General features: G+C 30.1%; 24 protein-coding genes. 14 read left to right on the top strand and 10 right to left on the bottom strand.

The genetic code is table 11. The features are described from left to right. Positions 1–4: 4 nt before the first annotated feature. Positions 5–169, bottom strand: a complete 165-nt coding sequence (locus tag ACZ49Z_RS07085; protein ID WP_464307483.1) for a hypothetical protein — start codon at positions 167–169, stop codon at positions 5–7. A gap of 154 nt (positions 170–323) precedes the next feature. Here ACZ49Z_RS07085 and ACZ49Z_RS07080 point away from each other — a divergent pair, with 154 nt between their 5' ends. Then, complete coding sequence (locus ACZ49Z_RS07080) at positions 324–701, top strand: helix-turn-helix domain-containing protein (protein WP_464307482.1); 378 nt, start codon at positions 324–326, stop codon at positions 699–701. 232 nt (positions 702–933) lie between these two features. On the opposite strand, the gene ACZ49Z_RS07075 is transcribed toward ACZ49Z_RS07080, so the two are convergent. The 7 genes from ACZ49Z_RS07075 to ACZ49Z_RS07045 form a co-directional block, all read right to left on the bottom strand. Then, on the bottom strand, positions 934–1,710 hold the full coding sequence (locus tag ACZ49Z_RS07075) for an enoyl-CoA hydratase/isomerase family protein (RefSeq protein ID WP_464308051.1): 777 nt from the start codon (positions 1,708–1,710) through the stop codon (positions 934–936). A 5-nt stretch (positions 1,711–1,715) separates the two neighbouring features. Continuing rightward, the gene (locus ACZ49Z_RS07070) at positions 1,716–3,128 is read right to left on the bottom strand and encodes a sensor histidine kinase (RefSeq protein WP_464307481.1); all 1,413 of its coding nucleotides are present in this window, start codon (positions 3,126–3,128) and stop codon (positions 1,716–1,718) included. Positions 3,129–3,190: 62 nt separating this feature from the next. Further along, a complete protein-coding gene (locus ACZ49Z_RS07065; protein WP_464307480.1) occupies positions 3,191–3,733 on the bottom strand; it encodes a CopD family protein in 543 nt (180 codons plus the stop codon). A gap of 5 nt (positions 3,734–3,738) precedes the next feature. Beyond that, on the bottom strand, positions 3,739–4,332 hold the full coding sequence (locus ACZ49Z_RS07060; RefSeq protein ID WP_464307479.1) for a hypothetical protein: 594 nt from the start codon (positions 4,330–4,332) through the stop codon (positions 3,739–3,741). A gap of 112 nt (positions 4,333–4,444) precedes the next feature. After that, the gene (locus ACZ49Z_RS07055) at positions 4,445–5,779 is read right to left on the bottom strand and encodes an MATE family efflux transporter (RefSeq protein ID WP_464307478.1); all 1,335 of its coding nucleotides are present in this window, start codon (positions 5,777–5,779) and stop codon (positions 4,445–4,447) included. Continuing rightward, complete coding sequence (hemH, locus tag ACZ49Z_RS07050; RefSeq protein ID WP_464307477.1) at positions 5,779–6,813, bottom strand: ferrochelatase; 1,035 nt, start codon at positions 6,811–6,813, stop codon at positions 5,779–5,781. The genes ACZ49Z_RS07055 and hemH overlap by 1 nt, the downstream gene beginning before the upstream one ends. A 119-nt stretch (positions 6,814–6,932) precedes the next feature. Beyond that, a complete protein-coding gene (locus tag ACZ49Z_RS07045; RefSeq protein ID WP_464307476.1) occupies positions 6,933–7,805 on the bottom strand; it encodes a helix-turn-helix transcriptional regulator in 873 nt (290 codons plus the stop codon). A 228-nt stretch (positions 7,806–8,033) separates the two neighbouring features. Between ACZ49Z_RS07045 and hemA the strand changes: the two genes are divergently transcribed. From hemA to ACZ49Z_RS07000, 9 genes are all read left to right on the top strand, one after another. After that, entirely contained in the window at positions 8,034–9,281 is a 1,248-nt protein-coding gene (gene hemA, locus ACZ49Z_RS07040; protein ID WP_464307475.1) for a glutamyl-tRNA reductase, read from the top strand. 20 nt (positions 9,282–9,301) lie between these two features. Continuing rightward, positions 9,302–10,225: a hydroxymethylbilane synthase gene (hemC, locus tag ACZ49Z_RS07035; RefSeq protein WP_464307474.1), complete on the top strand. Its 924-nt coding sequence runs from the start codon at positions 9,302–9,304 to the stop codon at positions 10,223–10,225. 12 nt (positions 10,226–10,237) lie between these two features. Further along, complete coding sequence (locus tag ACZ49Z_RS07030; RefSeq protein WP_464307473.1) at positions 10,238–11,980, top strand: TrkH family potassium uptake protein; 1,743 nt, start codon at positions 10,238–10,240, stop codon at positions 11,978–11,980. 11 nt (positions 11,981–11,991) lie between these two features. Next, the gene (locus ACZ49Z_RS07025; protein WP_464307472.1) at positions 11,992–12,708 is read left to right on the top strand and encodes a potassium channel family protein; all 717 of its coding nucleotides are present in this window, start codon (positions 11,992–11,994) and stop codon (positions 12,706–12,708) included. Between the two features lies 1 nt (position 12,709). Beyond that, positions 12,710–13,360 (top strand): uroporphyrinogen-III synthase, encoded by a 651-nt coding sequence (locus ACZ49Z_RS07020; protein ID WP_464307471.1) that lies wholly within the window; start codon positions 12,710–12,712, stop codon positions 13,358–13,360. A gap of 48 nt (positions 13,361–13,408) precedes the next feature. After that, positions 13,409–14,437: a uroporphyrinogen decarboxylase gene (hemE, locus tag ACZ49Z_RS07015; RefSeq protein WP_464307470.1), complete on the top strand. Its 1,029-nt coding sequence runs from the start codon at positions 13,409–13,411 to the stop codon at positions 14,435–14,437. Between the two features lie 118 nt (positions 14,438–14,555). Beyond that, the gene (locus tag ACZ49Z_RS07010) at positions 14,556–14,765 is read left to right on the top strand and encodes a hypothetical protein (protein WP_464307469.1); all 210 of its coding nucleotides are present in this window, start codon (positions 14,556–14,558) and stop codon (positions 14,763–14,765) included. A 64-nt stretch (positions 14,766–14,829) separates the two neighbouring features. Then, entirely contained in the window at positions 14,830–15,732 is a 903-nt protein-coding gene (hemF, locus tag ACZ49Z_RS07005; RefSeq protein WP_464307468.1) for an oxygen-dependent coproporphyrinogen oxidase, read from the top strand. Positions 15,733–15,779: 47 nt separating this feature from the next. Next, complete coding sequence (locus ACZ49Z_RS07000; RefSeq protein WP_464307467.1) at positions 15,780–16,784, top strand: DUF4421 family protein; 1,005 nt, start codon at positions 15,780–15,782, stop codon at positions 16,782–16,784. Between the two features lie 82 nt (positions 16,785–16,866). On the opposite strand, the gene ACZ49Z_RS06995 is transcribed toward ACZ49Z_RS07000, so the two are convergent. Then, complete coding sequence (locus ACZ49Z_RS06995; RefSeq protein ID WP_464307466.1) at positions 16,867–18,780, bottom strand: hypothetical protein; 1,914 nt, start codon at positions 18,778–18,780, stop codon at positions 16,867–16,869. Between the two features lie 10 nt (positions 18,781–18,790). Further along, entirely contained in the window at positions 18,791–19,420 is a 630-nt protein-coding gene (locus ACZ49Z_RS06990; protein ID WP_464307465.1) for a hypothetical protein, read from the bottom strand. 137 nt (positions 19,421–19,557) lie between these two features. On the opposite strand from ACZ49Z_RS06990, the gene hemB reads away from it, so the two are divergent. From hemB to dprA, 4 genes are all read left to right on the top strand, one after another. Beyond that, the gene (hemB, locus tag ACZ49Z_RS06985; RefSeq protein WP_464307464.1) at positions 19,558–20,547 is read left to right on the top strand and encodes a porphobilinogen synthase; all 990 of its coding nucleotides are present in this window, start codon (positions 19,558–19,560) and stop codon (positions 20,545–20,547) included. Positions 20,548–20,615: 68 nt separating this feature from the next. After that, entirely contained in the window at positions 20,616–21,125 is a 510-nt protein-coding gene (locus ACZ49Z_RS06980) for a DinB family protein (RefSeq protein WP_464307463.1), read from the top strand. Between the two features lie 60 nt (positions 21,126–21,185). Continuing rightward, complete coding sequence (locus ACZ49Z_RS06975) at positions 21,186–22,247, top strand: CNNM domain-containing protein (protein ID WP_464307462.1); 1,062 nt, start codon at positions 21,186–21,188, stop codon at positions 22,245–22,247. A 100-nt stretch (positions 22,248–22,347) separates the two neighbouring features. Continuing rightward, positions 22,348–23,454, top strand: a complete 1,107-nt coding sequence (gene dprA / locus ACZ49Z_RS06970) for a DNA-processing protein DprA (RefSeq protein ID WP_464307461.1) — start codon at positions 22,348–22,350, stop codon at positions 23,452–23,454. Positions 23,455–23,470 lie beyond the last annotated feature (16 nt).

Raw genomic sequence — 23,470 nt, 5'->3', positions numbered from 1 at the left:
TTAACTATACAGTATGGGGTCCTTGCAAAAATAGCTCATTACTATAATCAAATGAAGGTATCGAAGGGCTACCTACATTTATTAACCAATCAACCCACCAAAAACCACCCTCAGTTTCTTGTACTTCTTGAGCATTTAGCTCTACTAAATTTAAATTTTCTAAATTCATTTTCTTAGATTTTAAAATTATACATTTTTTTATAGTTACAAAAGTTTATCTGCAGATATATTTTGTTTTACAAATTTGAATAAAAATCACACAGGTTTCAATAACTTTAAAAATATTTTCATTACTTTTGATGTGTTATTAATAAGTGTAGGTTATGGAAAATGTAATAGAAAAAATAAAAGATATTCGTAAAGAGAAAGGCTATTCGCATGAATATATGGCACACATGCTCGATATTAGTCAAGTTGCCTATTCTAAAATAGAAAAACAAGAAACTAAACTTTCTGTAGAACGTTTGTTTAAGATTGCTGAGATATTAGAAACGCCAGTGAAAGATATTCTAGAAGTAGCTCCTAATATCATTTATAACCAAAATAACAATCACGACAATAGCACTTTAATTGGTCATCAAGAAGTTCAAAATCTATATCAAGAAAGCAAAGAACAAACTGCAAAAATCATTGAATTGTATGAAGCCCGTTTAAAAGACAAAGATGTTTTAATTGCCCAGTTGCAGAAAATGGTAGAGTAGTTTTTAGAAGATTGTTTTTTTGTACATTTATTTTATAAATTTATTTAGCATGAGTGTTCAATCAGAAAAAAATATACTTATCGATTTGCTTCAAAATATTAATGATCTTTCATTAGTATAAAAAAAGGTAAGTAAATTGTTTTACTATAATTATTTATACTACATTATCTAAAAAAACAAAAAGGCTGTTTGGAAAATTTCAAATAGCCTTTTTTAAAATATAGTCTTCTTTCTATTTAAAATTAGCTTTCCTTTTTTCTAAAAAAGCAGTTGTTCCTTCTTTAAAGTCCTCGGTTCCAAAACAAGCTCCAAAATTCTCAATTTCAACTTCAAAACCGTTTACACCGTCTTTAAAATTTGCATTTACCGCTTGAATGGCTTTAGAAATAGCTGTACTAGAATTTCTAACAATCTTAGAGGCTATCCCTTTTGTAAATTCTATTAATTCTGCTTGTGCAACAACATGATTAACAAGGCCACTTTCTTTTGCTGCAACTGCGTCTATCATTCCTGCTGTCATTATCATTTCCATTGCTCTTCCTTTGCCTACTAATTGCGATAAACGCTGTGTACCTCCATATCCTGGAATTACACCTAATGTTACTTCTGGTAATCCCATTTTTGCATTTTCGGAAGCTACTCTAAAATGACAAGCCATTGCTAACTCTAAACCTCCTCCTAACGCAAAACCGTTTACAGCAGCTATAACTGGTGTACTTAAATTTTCTACAAAATCGAACAATAATTCTTGTCCTTTCGCTGCTAATTTTCCTCCATCTTCTTCCGAAAAATGAGCAAATTCTGATATATCTGCTCCTGCAACAAATGCTTTTTCACCACTACCAGTAATAATGATTGCTTTTATTGTTGCATCTTCATTTAGCATTTTAAAGCTTTCATGCAATTCAAAAATTGTTGCTTTATTTAAAGCATTTAACTTTTCTGGTCTATTAATGGTTACAATTGCAATGTTTTCTTGTTTTTCAATTAAAATATTCTCCATTTTTATTCTATTTATGATGTTATTGGAAAGCAAACTAGGAAAGTGGTTCCTACTCCTTCTTGGCTTTCAAAGGTTATTCTTCCGTTATAGTTTTCAATTATTTTTTTAATGATGGCAAGTCCTAGCCCCATTCCACTGGATTTTGTAGTAAATTTTGGCTCGAAAATTCTTGCTTTATTTTCTTCTGAAATACCCTTTCCATTGTCTCTCACTTCTATTTTAACTTCATTATCTTCTTTAAAAATGCGAACCAAGACCGATTTGTTTTCTTGTTCTTCTGGTAAAGATTGTATCGCATTTTTAACCAAATTAGTGATGACTCTAATTAATTGTGTTCTATCTAATCTAGCAATTATTTCTTCTTCTACATAAGAATATTTAATAAAATCTTCATTAAATATTTCCAGTGCCAATTGCACAATTTTAACAACATTTAATGTTTCATTTTGTTGTGCTGGCATGGAAGCAAAATTTGAAAATGCACTTGCAACGGAACTCATCGTATCGATTTGTTGTATTAAGGTTTTTGAAAAATCATCTAACTTTTCTTTAATTTTAGGATCGGTTTCATCAAAACGCCTTTGAAAACTTTGCACGGTTAAACGCATTGGTGTTAATGGGTTCTTAATTTCGTGTGCAACTTGTTTTGCCATTTCTCTCCAAGCTTGTTCTCTCTCACTTTGTGCTAACTTTGTGGCACTATCTTCTAATTTATCAACCATACTATTATAGGATTCTATTAAAAGATTAATTTCTCTACTGCCTTCTTCTAACTCAATTTTTTGATTTTGTTGATTAAAGTTTGTTTCCTGTATTTTGTCTGATATTATTTTAAGTGACTTTGTAATATAGCTTGATAAAAAATAGGATAGAAAAATAGCTATTAGAAACATTAAGAAATAGACCTGACTAAAGCGAATTAAAAAGTTTCGAATTTCATTGTCATAAAATTCAGTGTCTTCTTCATAAGGAAGGTTTAAAATAGCTAATGGTTTAAACTTATTGTCTTTTATATAACTGTAAGAAGATCGATAAGGAAGTCCGTCAATTTTTGTAAATTCAACATATCTTTTCTCTATTGTTCCTCTTAATATTTTTAAAGTTGATGAATTAATTTTTGGTTTAATACTATCCATTTTAAAAACAGGTTTGGACGATATTAATAGATTTCCGTCTAAATCGAAAAAATTAATTTCTAAACTATGAATATCTGCCAATTCGTGAATTTTCTCTTTAAAAATATACTGAATATTTTCGGTAGTCAAGAGATAGGTCGTATTGTTTAGAACATAATTAATATTCTCAATAATCGCATTTTCTTTACGCTCTAATCTGTCTTGATGGTATTCTCTAGCTTCTTTTTTAAATTGATAATAGGATACCAATGCAATTAAAATAGATGCAATTAGGGTTAAGAATATCATTGATAAAAATATTCTTACTCGAAGTGATAATTTTTTTATTTTTAACGTAAACACGATATATACTATTCTTTATTTTTTTCTCTAACTCGTTTATAAAATTTAAATCCTAGCATTATCAAAACAGAAAAAGTAATGATACCCACTACACCAAAAACCCAATTTATTGCACTTTTTAAAATTACTAAAAAAACAACCGCAAATAAGATAATTGTAGCTCCCTCATTCCAGATTCTAAAGAAATTAGAACTGTGTTTAACTTCATCTCTTTGCAATTGTTTAAATATTTGATGACATTTTAAATGATAAATATAGAGTAGCAAAACAAATGCCAATTTAACATGCATCCATGATTGAGATAGCCAATTTGGGTTTAAATACAATAAATAAAAAGCAAATAGACTCGCTAACACGGCACTTGGCCAAGTAATAATATACCACAATCTATATTGCATTAATTGATATTGTTTTATTAAAATATCTTGTTCTAGTTGAGCTTTTAGTTTCGCTTCTGCATGATAAACAAACAAACGAACAATATAAAAAAGTCCAGCAAACCATGTTATAACAAAAATTAGATGAAGTGATTTTATATAATTATATTCCATTGTATTTATTTTATAGATTTTTTCTCTATATCTTTTATCAGCTTTTTATATGCCCCGATTAAAAGTGAACGGGAAGATTTTGAGAAATGTACATCTTGTTTGTCCTGAGATAATTCTGTTGATCCGATTACTCTTTGTGAGTAGATAATTTGAGCAAGATTTAAATCATAAATTTCTAAAAGTACTTCACTTTGATTCGTTCCTCCATTATTAAATCTACTTGGAGTTAAATCTACCGAGCCAAAATCTTCTTTAATTTTTGAAGCTTTTATAGTAATGAAAAAATCAAAATTTGTTCCTTTTTTTAAATCTTCTAATGCTTTTTTATCGGGATTAACATCTATTTTTCTTGGCAGCAATAATCCTTTTGCTTCATTAACAAGTACTAATCTATCATTGAGAAAGCCTTTAAAATCTTTAAGAGCCAATGCTGTTAATTGATCTTCTACATTTGAAGGAGCATCTATTTCGTTTAATAACCATTTTCCTGTTCTAAAATCGACACCTGTAGATTGTCCTTTATTATCAAAAATATATTTTGGCATTGTACAAGAAATCAAAAAAGCAGAAACAATAAAAAGTATAAAATATTTTTTCATTTATATATAAATTTATTTGTTAAGAGTCTAAAAAATTGATTCCCTTTTGTCTTTCACTTAATATTGCTTTTTGTAATATTAACACCCTTTTCGTTTTGAAATCTCTCCACTATTAAACTAATTTCCTCTTCATTTCACTTCGTAAAAAGAAGGCTGTAACTAATGTTGCTAGAACATCTGCAATTGGAAAAGAAATCCATACTCCAAAAATACCATAATAATTTGGTAAAACAAGAACTAATGGAATTAAGAAAAAGCCTTGTTTAGTAAGTGTTAGCAAGAGTGCTGGAATGGCTTTTCCTGCAGCTTGAAAATAGGCCGCTCCAATTAATTGAATCGCAATAATTGGAGAAGCTGCAAAAACAATACGCAAAGCATTTGGCGTTTCTGCAATTATTTTTGCGTCTTTTGTAAAAATTGCTACGATAGGACTAGCTAATACAAGTATGAATACAAAAATTATGGTTGCTAAAAAAGCTGCCCATTTTATAGATGTTGAAATGGTTTCGCTCACTCTAGCATATTGTTTGGCTCCATAATTATATCCTGCGATTGGTAAAAAACCCTGTGTTACTCCTAAAATTGGGAATAATGCAAACATTAACATTCTACTAATAATACCATAGATAGCTACAGAATCTTCTCCGCCATGAACGAACAAAGTATGATTTAAAATTATTGACAAGACTGCTACAACACCTTGTCTTGAAAAAGTTACAAACCCTAAAGAAGTAATTTCTGAAATAATTTTTTGTTGCAGTAAAAAATGTTTGAATTTTGGTTTTAACTCACTTTTATAGATAAAAAACCAAAGAATAAATGCAAAACACATAAAATAAGAAATCGAGGTAGCCAATGCTGCTCCAAACATTCCTAATTTTAAAAATTTAATGAAGATGATATCTAGAATAATATTACTAAATGCAGGAATTATCATGGCAATCATTGCAAATTTAGGTTTGCCTTCTGCCCTAATTACCGCATTTCCCATCATGCAAAGTGCTAAAAAAGGCACCCCATAAAGTACAGGCATAAAAAACGCTTTTGCAGGTTCTTTTATTGCACCATTTGCTCCAAAAAGTAACAAAACTTCATCTGAATAGAAAAATCCAACGACTACAGATAACACCGCAAGAAAAACAGTCATCATTATTTGATTCCCAAATGTTTGTAGTGCTTTGTCTTTGTTTTCGGCTCCAAGAGCTCTTGAAATAATAGAACTTCCTCCAATGCCAAGTGCCATTCCTAAGGAAGAAATTAAAAAAGTAATTGGCAATACCACTGAAACAGCTGCTATTGCCAATGAACCTATCCACTGTCCAACGAAGATAGTGTCTATTAATATGTTAATCGACATAAACAATATACCTATTGAAGCAGGTACAGATTGTTTAATCAATAATTTTTTTATGTCTAATGATCCTAATTCTTTAGAAGAAACTGCCATTATACTTTTTGATCTTTATTTTGAAAAGCCCATTGATCAATCCAACGGCTCAATGTTTTGCACCAATCATCATCATCATTTAAACAAGGAATTGCTCTAAATTCTTCACCTCCATGTTCTTTAAATTGATGATTTGCTTCCATTGCAATCTCTTCTAATGTTTCTAAACAATCTGCAACAAAGGCAGGTGTAACTACGGCTAGTTTTTTTATCCCCTTTTCTGGCATTTTGTTAATTTCCACATCTGTATAGGGCATTAACCATTTGTCACCAGCTAAACGTGATTGAAAAGTTTCGCTATATTTACCCTCTTCAATGCCTAAAAATGCTACGACCTGTTTTGTTGTTTCAAAACATTGGTGTCGATAACAAAATTCATGAGCTGGTGATGGAGTGTTACAACAACTTCCATCTATTTTACAGTGGCTTTTTGTAACATCTGTTTTTCTAATATGACGCTCTGGAATTCCGTGATATGAAAACAATAAATGATCATAATCAAATCCTTCTAAATGCTTTTTAATTGAATTTGACAAATCTCTAATATAATCTTTTTGATTGTAAAATGCAGGAACAATGGTAAAACTCATGTGAGGAAATTTCTTTTTGCGGATTTCCTCTGCTAAAACCAAAATTGTGACAGTTGAAGCCATTGCGTGTTGCGGATATAATGGAAACAACAATACTTCTGTTACCCCTTTGTCATTCAATTCCTGTAAACCAGATTCTATACTAGGATTTCCATAACGCATGGCTAATGAAACAGGAACACTAACATCTTTTTCTACTTTTTCTTTCATTCTTTTTGAAAGAACAATAAGAGGAGAGCCTTCTTCCCACCATATTTTTTTATATGCTGCTGCAGATTTTTTTGGTCTTGTTTGCAAAATAATTCCTCTAACCAATAAAGCGCGCAATAAAAATGGAACATCTATTACATATTTATCCATTAAAAACTCATCCAAATAAGGTTTAACGTCTTTAGGTGTTGGACTTTCTGGTGAACCTAAGTTTACTAATAATACTCCTTTCATTATTATTTTCTTTTATTTTCTTTTTTTAAATCTTCGATAAAAGTAACTAATCTCTTTTTTAAAAATCGGTTACTTCATTTTTTTTTATCTATTGCTCTATTTAATAAATTGATATTAGACTAAACATTCAAATTCAGATTCATCAAATACTTTTTTGGTGTTATCCCAAATTTTTTCTTGAAGGCCGCTATAAAGTGACTTGAAGTGCTATACCCAACTTTCAAGCCTACTTCATTAACATTATAGGATCCTGAATCTAACATCTTTCGGGCAAACTCCATTTTATAATCGAACAAAAAACTATACACACTATCTCCATAGATTTGCTTAAAACCTACTTTTAATTTTTTCAATGTTAAACCAACTTTGTCTGCTAATTCTTGCAAGCCAGGTGGTTCTGCCATGTTCTCAATTACAATTTCCTTGGCTTTTTTTATTTTAAGTACGTTTTCTTCATCTATCAAGAACGGACAATGTTCTGCATTAGGGTCTTCATTCTGATTAAAATACAAACTCATCAACTCATATCCTTTCCCTTTAAGATAGAGATTTTTAATAGATGAATTTTGATTGTAATGAAATATTTGATTGAGAACTATTGCCATGGAAGGACTAATGTCTTCTTCTCCATAATATTTTTTATCTAAATTCTCTTGACTTAAAAAAGGAATAACTTCGGCTTCATTTGAAAATAAGGCATGGAATTTCTTGATTGAAATTAAAACAGAAATTACCCATGTTTTAGGGTTTACTTCCAAATGTAATGGTAATTCTTTTTGAGGGTTATAGAGTAATAAAGATTTTTCTTCATTTAAATCTAAAGCATAACTTCTCTGATTAAAAATAAATTTCGCTTTCCCTTTCAAGTTAAAATGAAATTGAATCAATCCTGTTTTAACTTGTTTTTCAATTCTTTCCATTATTTCTGTATCATTTTGAAAACGAAGTAATGTAAAATCTTGCTCTATTTTTATTTCTTCAAAAGAACTCATAGCGTTATTTTTTTAGAATGATTTTGAACCTTTAAATATTTGTTTATTTAGATTCGTTATAAATAAATAAATTCTCAACAGGCTATTATACTACAAAAATAGGTCAAAATATAAAACCACAACATAATTTTCATAAAAATTCTGCAATCGACACAAAAAGTACTTTGAGCGTTACTTTTATAAAAAGGTCTATGTTAATTTTGTTCTACTTTAAGCAAAGTACAATTTATGGATACTATTACAGGACTGAAACATACTACTTTTTATGCCGTTGGGCTAAGCTATAAAAAAGCTGATGCAGAAATGAGAGGAAAATTTAGTTTAGATGAAAAGAGTAAAGAAAGCTTACTTCTTCAAGCAAAAGAAGAAGGAATAGAATCTTTAATTTTAATTTCAACTTGTAATAGAACTGAAATATATGGTTTTTCTCAACACCCATTTCAGTTAATCAAATTATTATGCGAAAACAGTAATGGCACTGTAGAAGATTTTCAAAAAGTTGCCTATGTATATAAAAACAAAGAAGCCATTAATCATCTTTTTAGAGTTGGTACAGGCTTAGACAGTCAAATCCTAGGAGATTTTGAAATTATTTCGCAAATTAAATCTAGCTTTATTGAAAGCAAGAAACTTGGTCTAGCAAATTCCTATAAAGAACGTTTAGTAAATGCTGTAATTCAAGCGAGCAAAAGAGTTAAAAATGAAACAGAAATTAGTTCAGGAGCTACTTCAGTTTCTTTTGCTTCTGTGCAATATATCATGAATAATGTAGAAGATATTGGCAATAAAAATATCTTATTATTTGGCACAGGAAAAATAGGCAGGAATACTTGTGAAAACTTAGTAAAACATACAAAAAACGACCATATTGTTCTTATTAATAGAACAAAAGAAAAAGCCGAAAAAATTGCTGGAAAATTTAACCTTCGCGTTAAAGAATATGCCGATTTACAATTAGAAATACAAAAAGCTGATGTTCTCATTGTTGCTACAGGGGCACAAAACCCAACAATAGATGCAGAAGTTTTAAAATTAAAAAAACCGCTTTTAATTCTAGATTTGTCAATCCCAAAAAATGTAAACAGTAATGTCTCAAATAAAGAAGGGGTCACTTTAGTTCATTTGGATTATCTTTCACAAGTAACGGATGAAACAATAGAAAAGAGGAAATTGCACATCCCTGCTGCAGAATCAATTATAGAAGAAATAATTGAAGAATTTTTAAGTTGGACAAAAGCTAGAAAATTTGCACCAACGATACACTCGCTGAAAGAAAAATTAGCATTAATAAAACAATCAGAATTAAATTACCAACGTAAAAAGCTAGAAAATTTTAATGAAGAGCAAGCTGAAATAATAAGCAATCGAATCATTCAAAAGATCACTACACATTTTGCCAATCACTTAAAAGATGAAGACACTATGGTTGATGAAAGTATTGAATGGATTGAAAAAGTATTTCGCCTAAACAATTAAAATTATTCCATTTATATAGAATGTCAGAAAAAACAATACGCATAGGAACAAGAGATAGCGAATTAGCCCTTTGGCAAGCACATACTGTCCAAAAGAAATTAATCGAATTAGGGTATTCGACTGAAATAGTTGCCGTAAAATCTACTGGTGATTTAATCTTGGATAAACCCTTATATGAATTAGGCATTACAGGTATTTTCACAAAAACCTTAGACGTTGCCATGATTAAAGGAGAGGTTGATATAGCAGTGCATTCTATGAAAGATGTTCCTACCTCATTACCTACTGGAATTGTTCAAGCAGCCGTTTTAGAAAGAGCCAATACACTAGATATCCTTGTACACAAAGGAAATTTAGATTTTTTAAATACATCAGGTACTATAGCTTCTGGAAGTTTAAGAAGAAAAGCACAATGGTTGCACAAGTATCCTTCTCATCAGGTTGAAGATTTAAGAGGAAACGTGAATACCAGAATGCAAAAATTAAAGGACAACAATTGGAATGGAGCTATTTTTGCAGCTGCAGGATTAGAACGCATCAATTTAAAGCCAGAAACCTATATTAACCTAGACTGGATGGTTCCTGCTCCAGCTCAAGGTGCTATGTTGGTGGTTGCAATGGAAAACGATACCTATTCACAAAAAGCACTTGCTCAGTTAAATCATAAAGAAACTGAAATTTGCACATTCATCGAAAGACAGTTTTTAAGAACTTTAGAAGGTGGTTGTACGGCTCCAATTGGTGCTTTGGCGAAAACAAATGGAGACAAAATAGATTTTGAAGGGGTATTGCATTCTTTAGACGGAAAAGAAAACTATACAATCAAAAAAAGTTGTAATTTTGACGAGTATCATTTTTTTGGAAAAAACTGTGCTACAGAAATTTTAACTAAAGGAGGCAATCTCCTTATGGAGAAACTTCGAGCAACCCTAAAAGTGAAATAAATCACTATAACAATGGAAAGAGAATCTTTACTCAATTATATTTATCGCTTTTTTGACATCATTGTATTACTTTTTATTGTATTTGATTTCGGATATGATTTCGGAGAAAACCTGAATACGCCACATGTTGTTGGTCTATTAATACTTACTTTCTTTTTACTTGTATTTAATACTTTTAAATTTTTTGTTTACAAATACAAGAGTAATAAAAAAGTAGCTCTTGTAAATATGGTTCTCATTTCATTTTTGTTGATAACATCTGGGATAATAGCCTTGCTTAATAATGATTTTAGCTACCATTATATTCTCCAAGAAATAAAACCTTTCTTAGAAGGTGGTTTAATATTTTACTTTCTTTTAAGATTATTAGTCCTAGTTCGTCACATTTATGACATTTACTTTAATCCAGCCATAGTTTTTGTTGGAAGTTTCATAATTTTAGGTCTTTCTGGTGCTTTTCTATTAATGCTTCCAAGTGCAACTACAAACGGTATTAGTTTCACAAATGCTCTTTTCACTGCTACTAGTGCTGTATGTGTGACTGGTTTGGCAGTTGTAGATACTGGTAAAGATTTCACAACTGTTGGACAATCTATCATATTAGTCCTTATTCAATTAGGAGGAATTGGAATTTTAACGTTCACTTCTTTCTTTGCCTTCTTTTTTAGAGGAAGTTCTTCATTTAAAGAAGGGTTAAATACTAAAGATTTTATTGCAACAGAAGGGCTTAGAGATGTCTTTAGAGCTGCTTTAAATGTTGTTATCTTTACAGTCGGTGTGGAATTAGTTGGTGCGGGTTTTATCTACAGCTCTATCATAAATAATTATGCTATTGAAAATAAATTTTTCTTTTCAATTTTTCATTCCATTTCTGCATTTTGTAATGCAGGTTTTTCAATTTTTTCAAATGGGCTCTATGATGAATCTATTCGCTTTCATTATTTCTTCCAATGGATAATAATGATACTAATTATTTTCGGAGGTTTAGGACATAATATCGTTTTTAACTTCTTTAAGTATTTAAAAACACACCTATTAGAACTATTTGATAAAAGACTAATTCACAAACAAGTACCCGTAATAACAATCAACACCAAAATAGTTATTTATACTACTATAATTTTGTTGTTTTCTGGCTGGGTTTTTCTTTTTGTTTCAGAATTCAACAATACATTACTAGAACATAAAACTCTTTTTGGTAAAATAACAAATGCTGCATTTAATTCGGTTACTCCTAGAACAGCAGGGTTCAATACGGTCGATTTCACACAATGCACAGTACCTTCTTTATTGTTTATAATTTTTCTAATGTGGATAGGTGCTTCCCCAGCCTCAACTGGTGGAGGGGTTAAAACAAGTACGTTTGCACTTGCTACATTAAATATATTTTCGGTGGCAAGAGGAAAAAGTAGAATTCAAATTTTCGGAAGAAGAATTAGTAGCGAATCAACCTCAAGAGCTTTTGCAATTTTATGCATTTCATTAATCGTTATTGGAATATCTATAATGGCTATCCTTATTTTTGAGCCAAAAGAAACACCAATTCTGACAGTAGTTTTTGAGTGCTTTTCAGCATATAGTACCGTGGGTTTAAGTTTAAACTTCACACCAACATTATCTGAGCCCAGTAAATATGTTATTATTGGCGTAATGTTTATTGGAAGAATAGGAATGCTCAATTTAATGATTGGTTTATTACGTCAATTAAACCATCAATTTTATGAGTATCCAAAAGAAAATATTTTGATTAACTAAAAAAGTTTCAAATGAAAATAATCGTTTTTGGACTTGGAAATTTCGGTATGTCTTTGTCTTTAAGTTTAACCGAAACAGGAAATGAAGTTATAGGTATTGACAAACAAATGGATAAAATAAATCTTGTTAAAGATAAAATTTCTCATGCTATTTGTATGGATTCTACTAATGAACTTGCCTATGATGCTGTTCCATTGAAAGATGCAGACAAAGTTGTTGTAGCCATTGGTGAAAATGAAGGTGCTGCTATCATTACAACAGCAATTATTAAAAAGCTGAGTGATGTAAAGATTATAAGTCGTGCTTTATCCCCTATTCATGATACCGTTCTTGAAGCAATGGGAATTCACAGCATTATTCATCCTGAACAAGACTCTGCTGATCGTTTAACAAAACAAATTAATTTTAAATCCACATTAGAAAATTACCAATTAGATAATAATTATACCATTTCTGAAGTGAAAGCTAAAAAAGAGTTTTTTGGTAAAACTCTAGAAGAATTGGACTCTATCGATAAATATAGTTTAACACTCATCACTATTATTCGCAAAAAAGAAAAAAGAAATTTAATTGGTAAAAAAACAATTACTAGAGAAACTATTGGAAGAACAACTCCTGAAACAATAGTTGAAGAAGACGATATTTTAGTAGTATATGGTTATAATAAAGATATTGAAATGTATTGCATGGGGCAAGAAGAGTTGGATTTAAGAAACAAAAATATCTAAAATGACGACTATTTTAGCTACAAAAAAACTTACTAAACCTCAAAAAAAAATATTTGAAAATAATAAGATACAAATTGTAACTAAAAACTTCATCAAAACAAAAACTATTCCATTTGAAACGAATACAATAAATGACGTTTTGCTTTTCACAAGTAAAAATGCTGTAAAAAGTATTTTAAAAAACACTAGTTCAATTCGTCAAAAGAAATGTATTTGCGTAGGAAACAAAACAAAGAGATATTTAGAGAAAAAAGGATTTGCTATAATTGGGTATAGGGAAAATGCAGAAGAATTGGCAAATTTTATTGTTGAAAAACATAAAGACAAAACATTTACTTTTTTTTCTGGAAACCTAAGAAGAAACGATTTACCAAGAATACTAGATGATAATGACATTATTTATAATGAAATTACGGTTTATGAAACTATATTAAAACCACATAAACTAAAACTCAATTTTGATGGCATACTTTTCTTTAGTCCCTCTGGAGTTTTTAGTTATTTAAAAAAAAATGAATTAAAAAACGAAGTTTGTTTTTGTATTGGAAAAACTACTGCAAAAGCATTAGAAAACAAAACGACAAAAATAAAAATTACAAATCAACCATCTGTTGAAAATGTAATTGAAGAAGTACTAAAATATTATACATAAAAAAGCAATAAGAGTTTAAAATTCTTGCTAGTTTAAAATAACAAAATTATGATTAAAAACGACCTATTTTTAAAAGCCCTAAATAATGAATCTGTTGAACGACCTCCGGTATGGATGATGCGTCAAGCAGGTAGGTATTTGCCTGAATTTATGGCAATCAAAGAAAAATATGACTTTTTCACACGTTGTAAAACTCCAGAATTAGCCTCTGAAATTACTGTACAGCCAATACGTATTGTTAAGCCTGATGCTGCGATTTTATTCTCAGATATTTTAGTAATTCCTCAAGCTATGGGAATTCATGTAGAATTAGAAGATGGAATCGGACCTGTTTTACCCAACCCAATTCGTAAAGCAAGTGATGTTGACAATGTGTTTATTCCAGACATTAATGAAACATTAGGTTATGTGATGGATGCTATTGACATGACAAAAGAAAAGCTAGATAACGAAGTGCCTTTGATTGGTTTTGCAGGCTCCCCGTGGACAATTTTTTGTTATGCAGTTGAAGGAAAAGGTTCTAAAAGTTTTGACAAAGCAAAAGGTTTCTGCTTTACTAATCCAGTAGCTGCACACATATTACTACAAAAAATTACTGATACAACTATTCTTTATTTAAAAGAAAAGGTGAAGCATGGTGTAAATGCTGTACAAATTTTTGATTCATGGGGCGGAATGCTTTCCCCAACAGATTATACAGAGTTTTCTTGGAACTACATTAACCAAATTGTGGAAGCTCTTGCTCAAGAAACTAAAGTAATTGTCTTTGGAAAAGGCTGTTGGTTTGCTCTTGATGATATGGCAAAATCTAAAGCTTCTGCTATTGGTGTAGATTGGACTTGTTCACCAAGAAATGCAAGATATTTAACTGGTGGAAAGAAAACATTGCAAGGAAATTTTGACCCTTCAAGATTATTATCTCCAATACCAGTCATTAAGAAAATGGTTCATGAAATGATTGATGAATTTGGACCAGATAATTATATTGTGAATCTTGGTCATGGAATTTTACCAAACATTCCTGTAGATCATGCAAAAGCATTTGTAGAAGCAGTTAAAGAGTATAAAAGAAAATAGTGTTCAGGAATTAGTTAACGGTTAAATGAGAATTAAAATTTAAAATAGAATAAATATAATACCAATTACACTTTATTTAATTTGGTGTTTATATGTGTTATATTTCTTTTTATTCAAAATGAAATCATTTGCTAATGAAACTCCTTGTGGAGCAAGATATCTAACGATTGGACTGCCTATTTTTACGATCCTATTTTCTATAATTACTTCAATAATTCTCTTGATATTGAATAAAATTTATAAAAAAAAATATCATACAGATTATGAATACATTACAATTCCTTTTTTAGTTTTAGCTTTTCTAGGAATAATAAATATGATCTTCTAATATTAAGAAAAATAACCGCAATACTTTAAAAATTGTTAACTGATAACAGTAAACTATTATTTTAATGAAAGATAAATTTTACGCATACATACAAAACTTACAAGACCAAATTTGTAAAGGCTTAGAGGAAGTTGATGGGAAAACCAAATTTCGTGAAGATTTATGGGACAGACCTGAAGGTGGAGGTGGAAGAACTCGTGTTATAGAAAATGGGGCTGTTTTTGAAAAAGGTGGTGTTAATATCTCTGCTGTTCATGGAAAATTACCAGATTCTATGCAAAAATTGTTTAATGTTGGTGAAGCTGATTTCTTTGCTTGTGGATTAAGTTTGGTTTTACATCCTAAAAACCCAATGGTCCCTACGGTTCATGCCAATTGGAGGTATTTCGAAATGTATGATGCTAATGGAAACATAATCAACAGTTGGTTTGGTGGCGGTCAAGATTTAACACCTTATTATTTGTTTGAAGAAGATGCTAAGCATTTTCATCAAACATGTAAAACTGCTTGCGATAAACATAATCCTGAATTTTATCCAAAATACAAAAAACAATGCGATGATTATTTCTGGAATGCACACCGAAATGAAGCACGTGGCATTGGTGGTTTATTTTTCGATTATTGCAAAGCCACAGAATCAACTTCTATGGACGATTGGTATAACTTTGTGACCGAAGTTGGAAATAGTTTTTTAGACGCTTATTTGCCAATTGTAGAACGCAGAAAAGAACTTATTTTTTCTAATGAACAGCGCAAATGGCAAGAGATTCGTCGTGGAAGATACGTAGAGTTTAACCTTGTTCATGATAAAGGCACACTTTTTGGTCTAAAAACAAATGGAAGGATAGAGAGTATTTTAATGAGTTTACCACCACATGTTCAATGGGTGTATGATTATCATCCTGAGGACAATAGTGAAGAAGAAAAACTTATCAAAGTATTAAAAAATCCTATCAATTGGATTTAAATTTAAAGTTATTTGTTTTTCCTATGAAGTGCCTAGGACTGTTTTTTATGTTTTTTTTAAATATTGCTTTTGCTCAAGAAGAAGGAGAAATACTTCATGCTAAAAGACATAAATACGACCCTAGCTATAGAGTGAACTATTTCGATAAAATGATTTTTAAATTAGATCTGAATGGTGATGTCGACAACTATACTATTCCTAATTTAAATACAACTTCATATTCTGAGAGTAAATTTATCCCTAATCAAAAAACAAAACTACGTTTGTCTTTTGATTACAAGTTTTTAGGGCTTTTTGTTTCGTTCTCTCCCGATTTTTTTTCAAACAATGAAGCTACTTATGGAAAAACAAAAACATTGGATCTTAGTTTTAAATTTTTCTATAATGACAGATTGAGACAAGAAGTGGACTATAAGGTAATTAAAGGTTTTTATTTAGAACATCCAGATGAATTTACGCCTATTGATCTTTTTCCTAACTTAGAAATTAAAACTATTGGAGGTAAAACTTTCTATATTTTGAATAATAATTTTTCTTACCGTGCTTTTGAAAACATGACTGAAAGGCAGATAAGAAATGCAGGAAGTTTTATCCCATCAATAGGTTATTACTTTAACACACTTAAATCGAGGAGAATTGATGAAAATGAAAAATCTCTAATTCAAGTTAACTCATTCGACGCAATTTTACAGTATGGATATATGTATAATTTTGTGTTGGGAAAAAAATGGTTTACTACGCTTGGATTTCATCCAGGAATTGGTTTGAACAATTCTAAAAGCTATTTTTATGAAGAGCAGATAAAGAAACAAACTGCTTTAAAATCGACTAATCTAAATATTAATTTTGATGTCAATTTCTCATTAGGATATAATAATAAAAACTTATTTTCGGGAATAAAAATCAATTATAGAGACTATCAATATGACAGCGCTAAAACTGCGGAACTCATAAATTCAAAAGTATATCTCGATTTCTTTATCGGTTATCGATTTAATGAAAATAAAAAAATTAAAAAAGCCTTTGAGCTTTTTGAAAAAAAGATTTTTTAAGTATACATCTCCGTTTTTTACTATAAAAAAAGCAGTAATTCATTTGGAATTGCTGCTTTTTTTATAAGCTTATTTTAAATCATTAGTTGTTTAAAAAGTCAATTAAGTCTAATGTTTGTAAAATAATATTTTTATCTGAATTTGATGAATGCAAAATCATTTCTATACTTTGCTTATTGTCCTTCATTTTCTTAGATGATTTCATTGCAACTTTTTCAAACTGCTGACTCACTTTCAACATCTTAGTGGTGTCTTTTCCAAAGTCTTCATTCGATACATATTTAACTATTAAATCTTTTATGTTTAGACTTGCTGACATATAATTTTGCTTAGAATCTTTAATTATATTCTTAGAAAAATTAGAACCTTTTCCATTAATAAGGTACTCAAGACCATTTGTAATTACAATTACATCTCTATCTTTTATCAATTTTAAAGCGCCCATTTCACCAGAACCTTTCACCTCATAATATCCGTTTCTTTTAATCAACGCTCCTCTTCTAACTCCTAAATCAAAAAGCTTGTCACCCATTGTTTTGTGAGTAGATGTAAACAACATTGTGAAAACTGGAAGCGTTTTTTCGATTGTTTTTTCAACTTCAACCTCATCATAATTTTCGTCATATTCATAGGTGATATAGCTTGATTCATGTTTTTTAAAATCATGTAAAAACATACTTAAATCACCGTCAAAAAGAGTAGAAATAGCTTCTTCATCTATCATTGTTGATATTAAATCTGCAACAATATCCATCCCATCATGACCAAAGTATGGATTGCCACTATACATTTGTTCGGTCAATTTTGGAAAATTAGTTATTAATTCCTTTGAGTTAATATGATATGTCATGTATGCTAAAGGATCGTTACTCGGGAAATACTTATAAATATTTTTATTGATTTTTCGATTCGAAATCTTATTTGCTACTTCGGCTAATGAATTTGAATACTCAACCACTTCTTCAAGTCGAGCAGTGCCATTATCAAAATAAAAATCAAAATTCATTCCTTTAATATAATTCTCCATTGCACCTGCATCACTAAATGAAGCATTTCTTCCAAAAACATATCTCATAGAACTTGCTATTCCTTTTAACGAACTAAATGCCGATTTGTAATTAACCCAAGTAGAAATGTCTGCTTTTGAATTTATTTTCTCTGAAAAAGGAGCAACAAATCCATTACTAAAAAGGTATTTAATGTGTTCGTTTTGTAGCTCTTTTCTTTTCGCATTTTCCTCTTCTAATTGTTTCAAATACTCATTGTCTTCCTCTTCATAATCGTATTCATAATCATAGTCTTCTGTTGCCTCAACAACAGCTTCATCAGCTTCATATTCTTCTTCTTCATTCCAATCCTCATATCCAGCTGGAGGTGGCGGCGGTGGAAGTTCTTCTATACTATATTCAGCAGGGTCTTCAATTTCTTCCTCTTCAAACTCATACTCTTCTTCTACCTCTTCCACTTCATAAATTTCTTCATCATAGGCTGCTATTTCATAAGGATCATTATAATTAGAATTTGTTGGTTTAATGAACTCTAAAACAACCAAATATTCATTATTCCAAGCCATTGAAGCAGAGCTGTTTGTCGCATTAAAAACCGAATACGAATCATAATCTTCAATCTGAGTAGTTACTTCGTCTGAAATTTCTTCACTATTATTCTTGATTTTTTGCATTACAAATGCACTCACTTCTTCTCTGCTTTTAATAGGAATAGTAATTTGATAAAAAGGAATACTATCTGAAAAATTCCCATGAATAATAATATTCTTATCTTCTTTTATAAGGGCAGTATATTCTTCAATATTAAAATCTTTTTCTTTTTTTGCTATTTTTTTAATAGCATTATGATTCATAATTTCATTAAGTGTCACTTTCTTAGAAAACTGACTCCCATTAAATTGGACAAAGTAATCAAACTCTTTTGGTGCTACCTGACCAAAAATACAAGTACTGGCTAATAGTAATAAAACATTAAAACGTTTTTTCATAAATCGAGAATTAAAAATAAATGGAATTATTCATTATTGTGTTGTTTTTTAAAACATTATAAACATTATGCTTTAAAAAAACTGTGTGTTTGTTTTTCGAAATTTTACTGTTCGGGTTTCCAGTTTTAACAACTTCTTTATCAAAAGTATAAATAGATGTAATCTTTGCCTCTTGCAAATCCTCTTTTTTATTATCATCTTTTATTAAATTTTTCGGAATAGGATAAGCCGCAAATCTTTCAAACGTCGTTGCTGTCGTGCCACTAAAATGTGTCAATGCTTCTTGTTTGTTCATGCTATTCAACACCGCATTTAAAGCCGCAATATTCTTGTAATCGAATTTTAAAGTGAAAATATAATTATTAAAATCATACTTTGTAGTAATTCCAGAAACACCTTCTATTTTTGATGCTAACTGTCTAAAATTAGCTAATTTATCCTTTATATCTTGTTCACTTGGAATGCTTACACCATCAACTTCTTCTAGCCAGATTGCAGAACGTGTTCTTAACCAAGATTTTGAAAAATCTACGACAAGACTATAATTCCCGCTTTCATCGCTATTATGTTTAATTCTCTCGGTTATTTCAAAACAACTAGTTAAGAAAAAACATAAACATAAAACCATATACTTTTCCATTTTGCAAATTTAGAATTAATTATTGATTTTTATGTTTATACCATTAAATACTTACCCACTAAACTCCATCTTTTTAGGCTAAATTTAGTTAACTTTGTCAATCAAAATTTACACATCAAAGTTTAAAAATATATATTATGTTTCCACTTAGACGTAATCGAAGATTAAGAACAAACGAATCTATTAGAAGTTTAGTTCGTGAAACGATATTAACCCCAAATGATTTCCTTGTGCCGCTATTTGTTGTTGAGGGGAAAAATATTAAAGAAGAAATTCCATCAATGCCTAACTATTTTAGATATAGTTTAGATTTACTTGAAAAGGAAGTAAAAGAACTTTGGGTAATGGGATTAAAATCGGTTTTAATTTTTGTGAAAGTCCCAGATAATTTAAAAGATAACAAAGGTACAGAAGCACTAAACCCAAATGGCTTAATGCAACGTGCTATTAAAACAATCAAAAATGCAGTTCCAGAAATGATTGTTATGACAGATGTTGCTTTAGACCCTTATTCTATTTATGGACACGATGGAATTATTGAAAACGGACTTGTCGCTAATGATGCTTCGTCTAGTTTTTTAGCCGAAATGGCATTGTCTCATGCAAAAGCAGGTGCAGATTTTGTTGCACCAAGTGACATGATGGATGGAAGAATTTTAGAAATGAGAGAATTATTAGAAGAAGAAAACTTTATTAATATTGGGATAATGAGTTATTCTGCAAAATATGCCTCTGCTCTTTACGGTCCATTTAGAGATGCTTTAGATTCTGCCCCAGTTGATTTAATAAATATTCCAAAAGATAAAAAAACCTATCAAATGGATTTTCACAATCGTGACGAAGCTATTAGAGAAACCCGAATGGATATCGAAGAAGGTGCTGACATTGTAATGGTGAAGCCTGGTATTGCTTACTTAGATATTGTTAGAGATATTAAAAATATGAGTGAAGTTCCTGTAGCTGTGTATCAAGTTTCTGGAGAGTATGCCATGATAAAAGCTGCTGCAGAAAAAGGTTGGTTAGACCATGACGCTATAATGATTGAACAAACTACTGCTTTTAAAAGAGCGGGTGCAGATATTATTGCAAGCTATTTTGCAAAAGATATTGTGAAACTATTAAAATAAAATTGATCCTAGAGAGCCATAAATTGACTTAAAATTTATGGCTCTCTATTTTAAACAATTAATGCACCATGAAATATTTTATGATTATTCTATCCATAATTTCTTTTTCTACAGCATTGGCACAAGAAGACCCAATTAGTGCCTTTTTAGAAAAATGGGAAAACTCAAAAAAGTATTTGTTAGAAATCGCTGAAGCAATGCCAGAAGAGAAGTACACATTCAAACCTACTGAAAGAGAAATGTCTTTTGCTGAGCAATTATTACATATTAAGGGAAATATGGATTGGTTAAGTACTAGCTATTTTGGTGCAGAAAAAATAGAAAAGTCAAAAGAAGCATCTACCCTCACAAAAACTGAAATAATAAAACTTTTAGAAGCTTCCTTTAATGCTGTTTTAAATACAATTGAAACCATAAAACCTGAAGATTTAAAAGATAAGGTTGACTTTTTTGCAGGACAAAAAACTAAATTACAAATCTTGAATTTACTTCAAGATCATGTTACACATCATCGTGGACAAATTATTGTTTACCTCAACTTAAATGAAATTAAACCTCCCAAATATGTAGGCTGGTAATTCTTTTTACTTGCTTTCTCGATAATAATTAAGTATTTTAGAAATTTAAAAAATTATTAAATGACATTATTAATTATATATGCAGTAATTTCAATTTTCTTTTCTTTCCTATGTTCTATTCTTGAAGCTGTTTTATTAAGTGTCACTCACACTTTTATAACCGTTTCTAAAAAAGAAGGCAAAGCTTTTGCTTCAAAATTAGAAGCTATAAAAGCAGACATTGACAAACCACTAATTACAATATTAACACTCAATACTATTGCACATACTGTTGGTGCTATATTAGTTGGTGTTCAAGCGGAGAAAACATTCGGAAACGGAAATAATGCTGTAGCCATAGTTTCCTCCATAATGACATTTTTAATATTAATTCTATCTGAAATTATTCCTAAAACAATAGGTGCAAAATATTGGAAAGAATTAGCAAGTTTCACAACGAGTGCTTTGCAACTTTTAATTTTCCCTTTAAAGATTACAGGAATATTATGGCTACTTCAATTAACAACAAAACTAATTGGAGGAACAGGTCATGCTTCAATTTTAAGCAGAGATGATTTTTCTGCGATGGCAGATATTGCCGAAAAAGAAGGTGTCTTTAAAGAGTCTGAATCTAAAGTATTGAAAAATCTTTTAAGTCTAGATTCTGTTTTTGCTAAAGACATTATGACTCCTCGAACCGTTGTAAAAGTAGCAGATAGCGCAATGACAATTGAAACATTTTACCAAGCAAACAGAAAACTTCGTTTTTCTAGAATTCCTATCTATACCAAATCATCCGACAATATTATTGGCTTGGTTTTAAAAACAGATATTCTAGATGCCCTAATAAATAATAAAGGAAATGAAACTTTAGAATCTATTAAAAGAAATATTGTTTTAACTAAAAGAAACAAACCAATACCTCAACTTTTTGAAGAATTAATTCAAAACAGAAACCACATGGCAGTTGTTCTTGATGAATATGGCTCATTTAGTGGATTAGTAACTCAAGAAGATGTCATAGAAACCTTATTAGGATTGGAAATAATGGACGAAAGTGATTCTGTTGAAGATCTACAAAAATTAGCTAAAAAAAATTTAGAAAAACGTATTGAAGAATTGAAGAAGAATGATAATTTATAAATCTAAACTTCTAATCTATATATAATTAATACTATTTGCTAATTCCAAAATAAAAACTACATTTGTGTAATATATAAGCCAATTATTTTTATTACACGCCATGTTACAAAACGAATTATACTACACACTTGCATTGTTGCAAGTAGAAGGAGTAGGTGATATTATTGCCAAAAAGCTCATCCATCATTGTGGTTCTGCAGAAGAAGTCTTTAAGACTAAAAAATCTATTCTGTCGAAAATTGACGGTATTGGGAAATCTCTTTTATCCAATTTACAAGACAAGTCTATTTTTATTAAAACAGATCATGAACTTCAATTCATTGAAAAAGAAAACATTAATCTGCTATATTATCAAAACAGTAACTATCCAGAACGACTAAAACAATGCTTCGATAGTCCTGTCCTATTATTCCAATCGGGCAATGTGAACCTAGAAAATAAAAAAATAATTAGTATTGTTGGTACACGACAGGTTACTACTTATGGTATAGAATTCACCAAAAAATTAATTGAAGAACTAATCCCTTTAAACCCAATAATAATAAGTGGTTTTGCTTATGGTGTAGATATTGTAGCACATCAAACCGCAATGGATTTAGGCTTGCAAACTATAGGAGTCTTAGCACATGGTCTTAATCAAATTTATCCTAAAGCACATAAAAAACACATCATAAGAATGGAAGAAAACGGTGGCTTTCTTACCGAATTTTGGAGCCATTCTAAACCTGATAGAGAAAACTTTGTTCGACGAAATCGTATTGTTGCTGGAATGAGCGAAGCCACAATTGTTATTGAAAGTGCCGAAAAAGGAGGGTCATTAATTACCGCTCAAATTGCAAATGATTATAATCGAGATGTTTTTGCTGTTCCTGGTAGAACAACAGATAAATATAGTCATGGTTGCAATAACCTTATTAAAACACAACGTGCTCATGTTTTAACTTCTGCAGCAGATTTAGTTTACATCTTAAATTGGGAGTTAGTTTCTAAAAATACTGAAAAAGTAATTCAAAAGCAATTGTTCATTTCATTAACCGATGAAGAACAAAAAATATATGATTATCTTGAAACCAAAGAAAATGAATCTATAGATACTATTGCTTTAGAATGTGAAATACCTATTTTTAAAACTTCTTCTATATTATTGAATATGGAACTAAAAGGGGTTATTCGACCATTACCTGGAAAACTATTTGAAATTATTTAACTAAAAATCATAAATA

The sequence above is a fragment of the Flavobacterium sp. KY-23415 genome (assembly GCF_055384985.1).
This window is presented reverse-complemented; position numbering and strand designations above follow the sequence as displayed.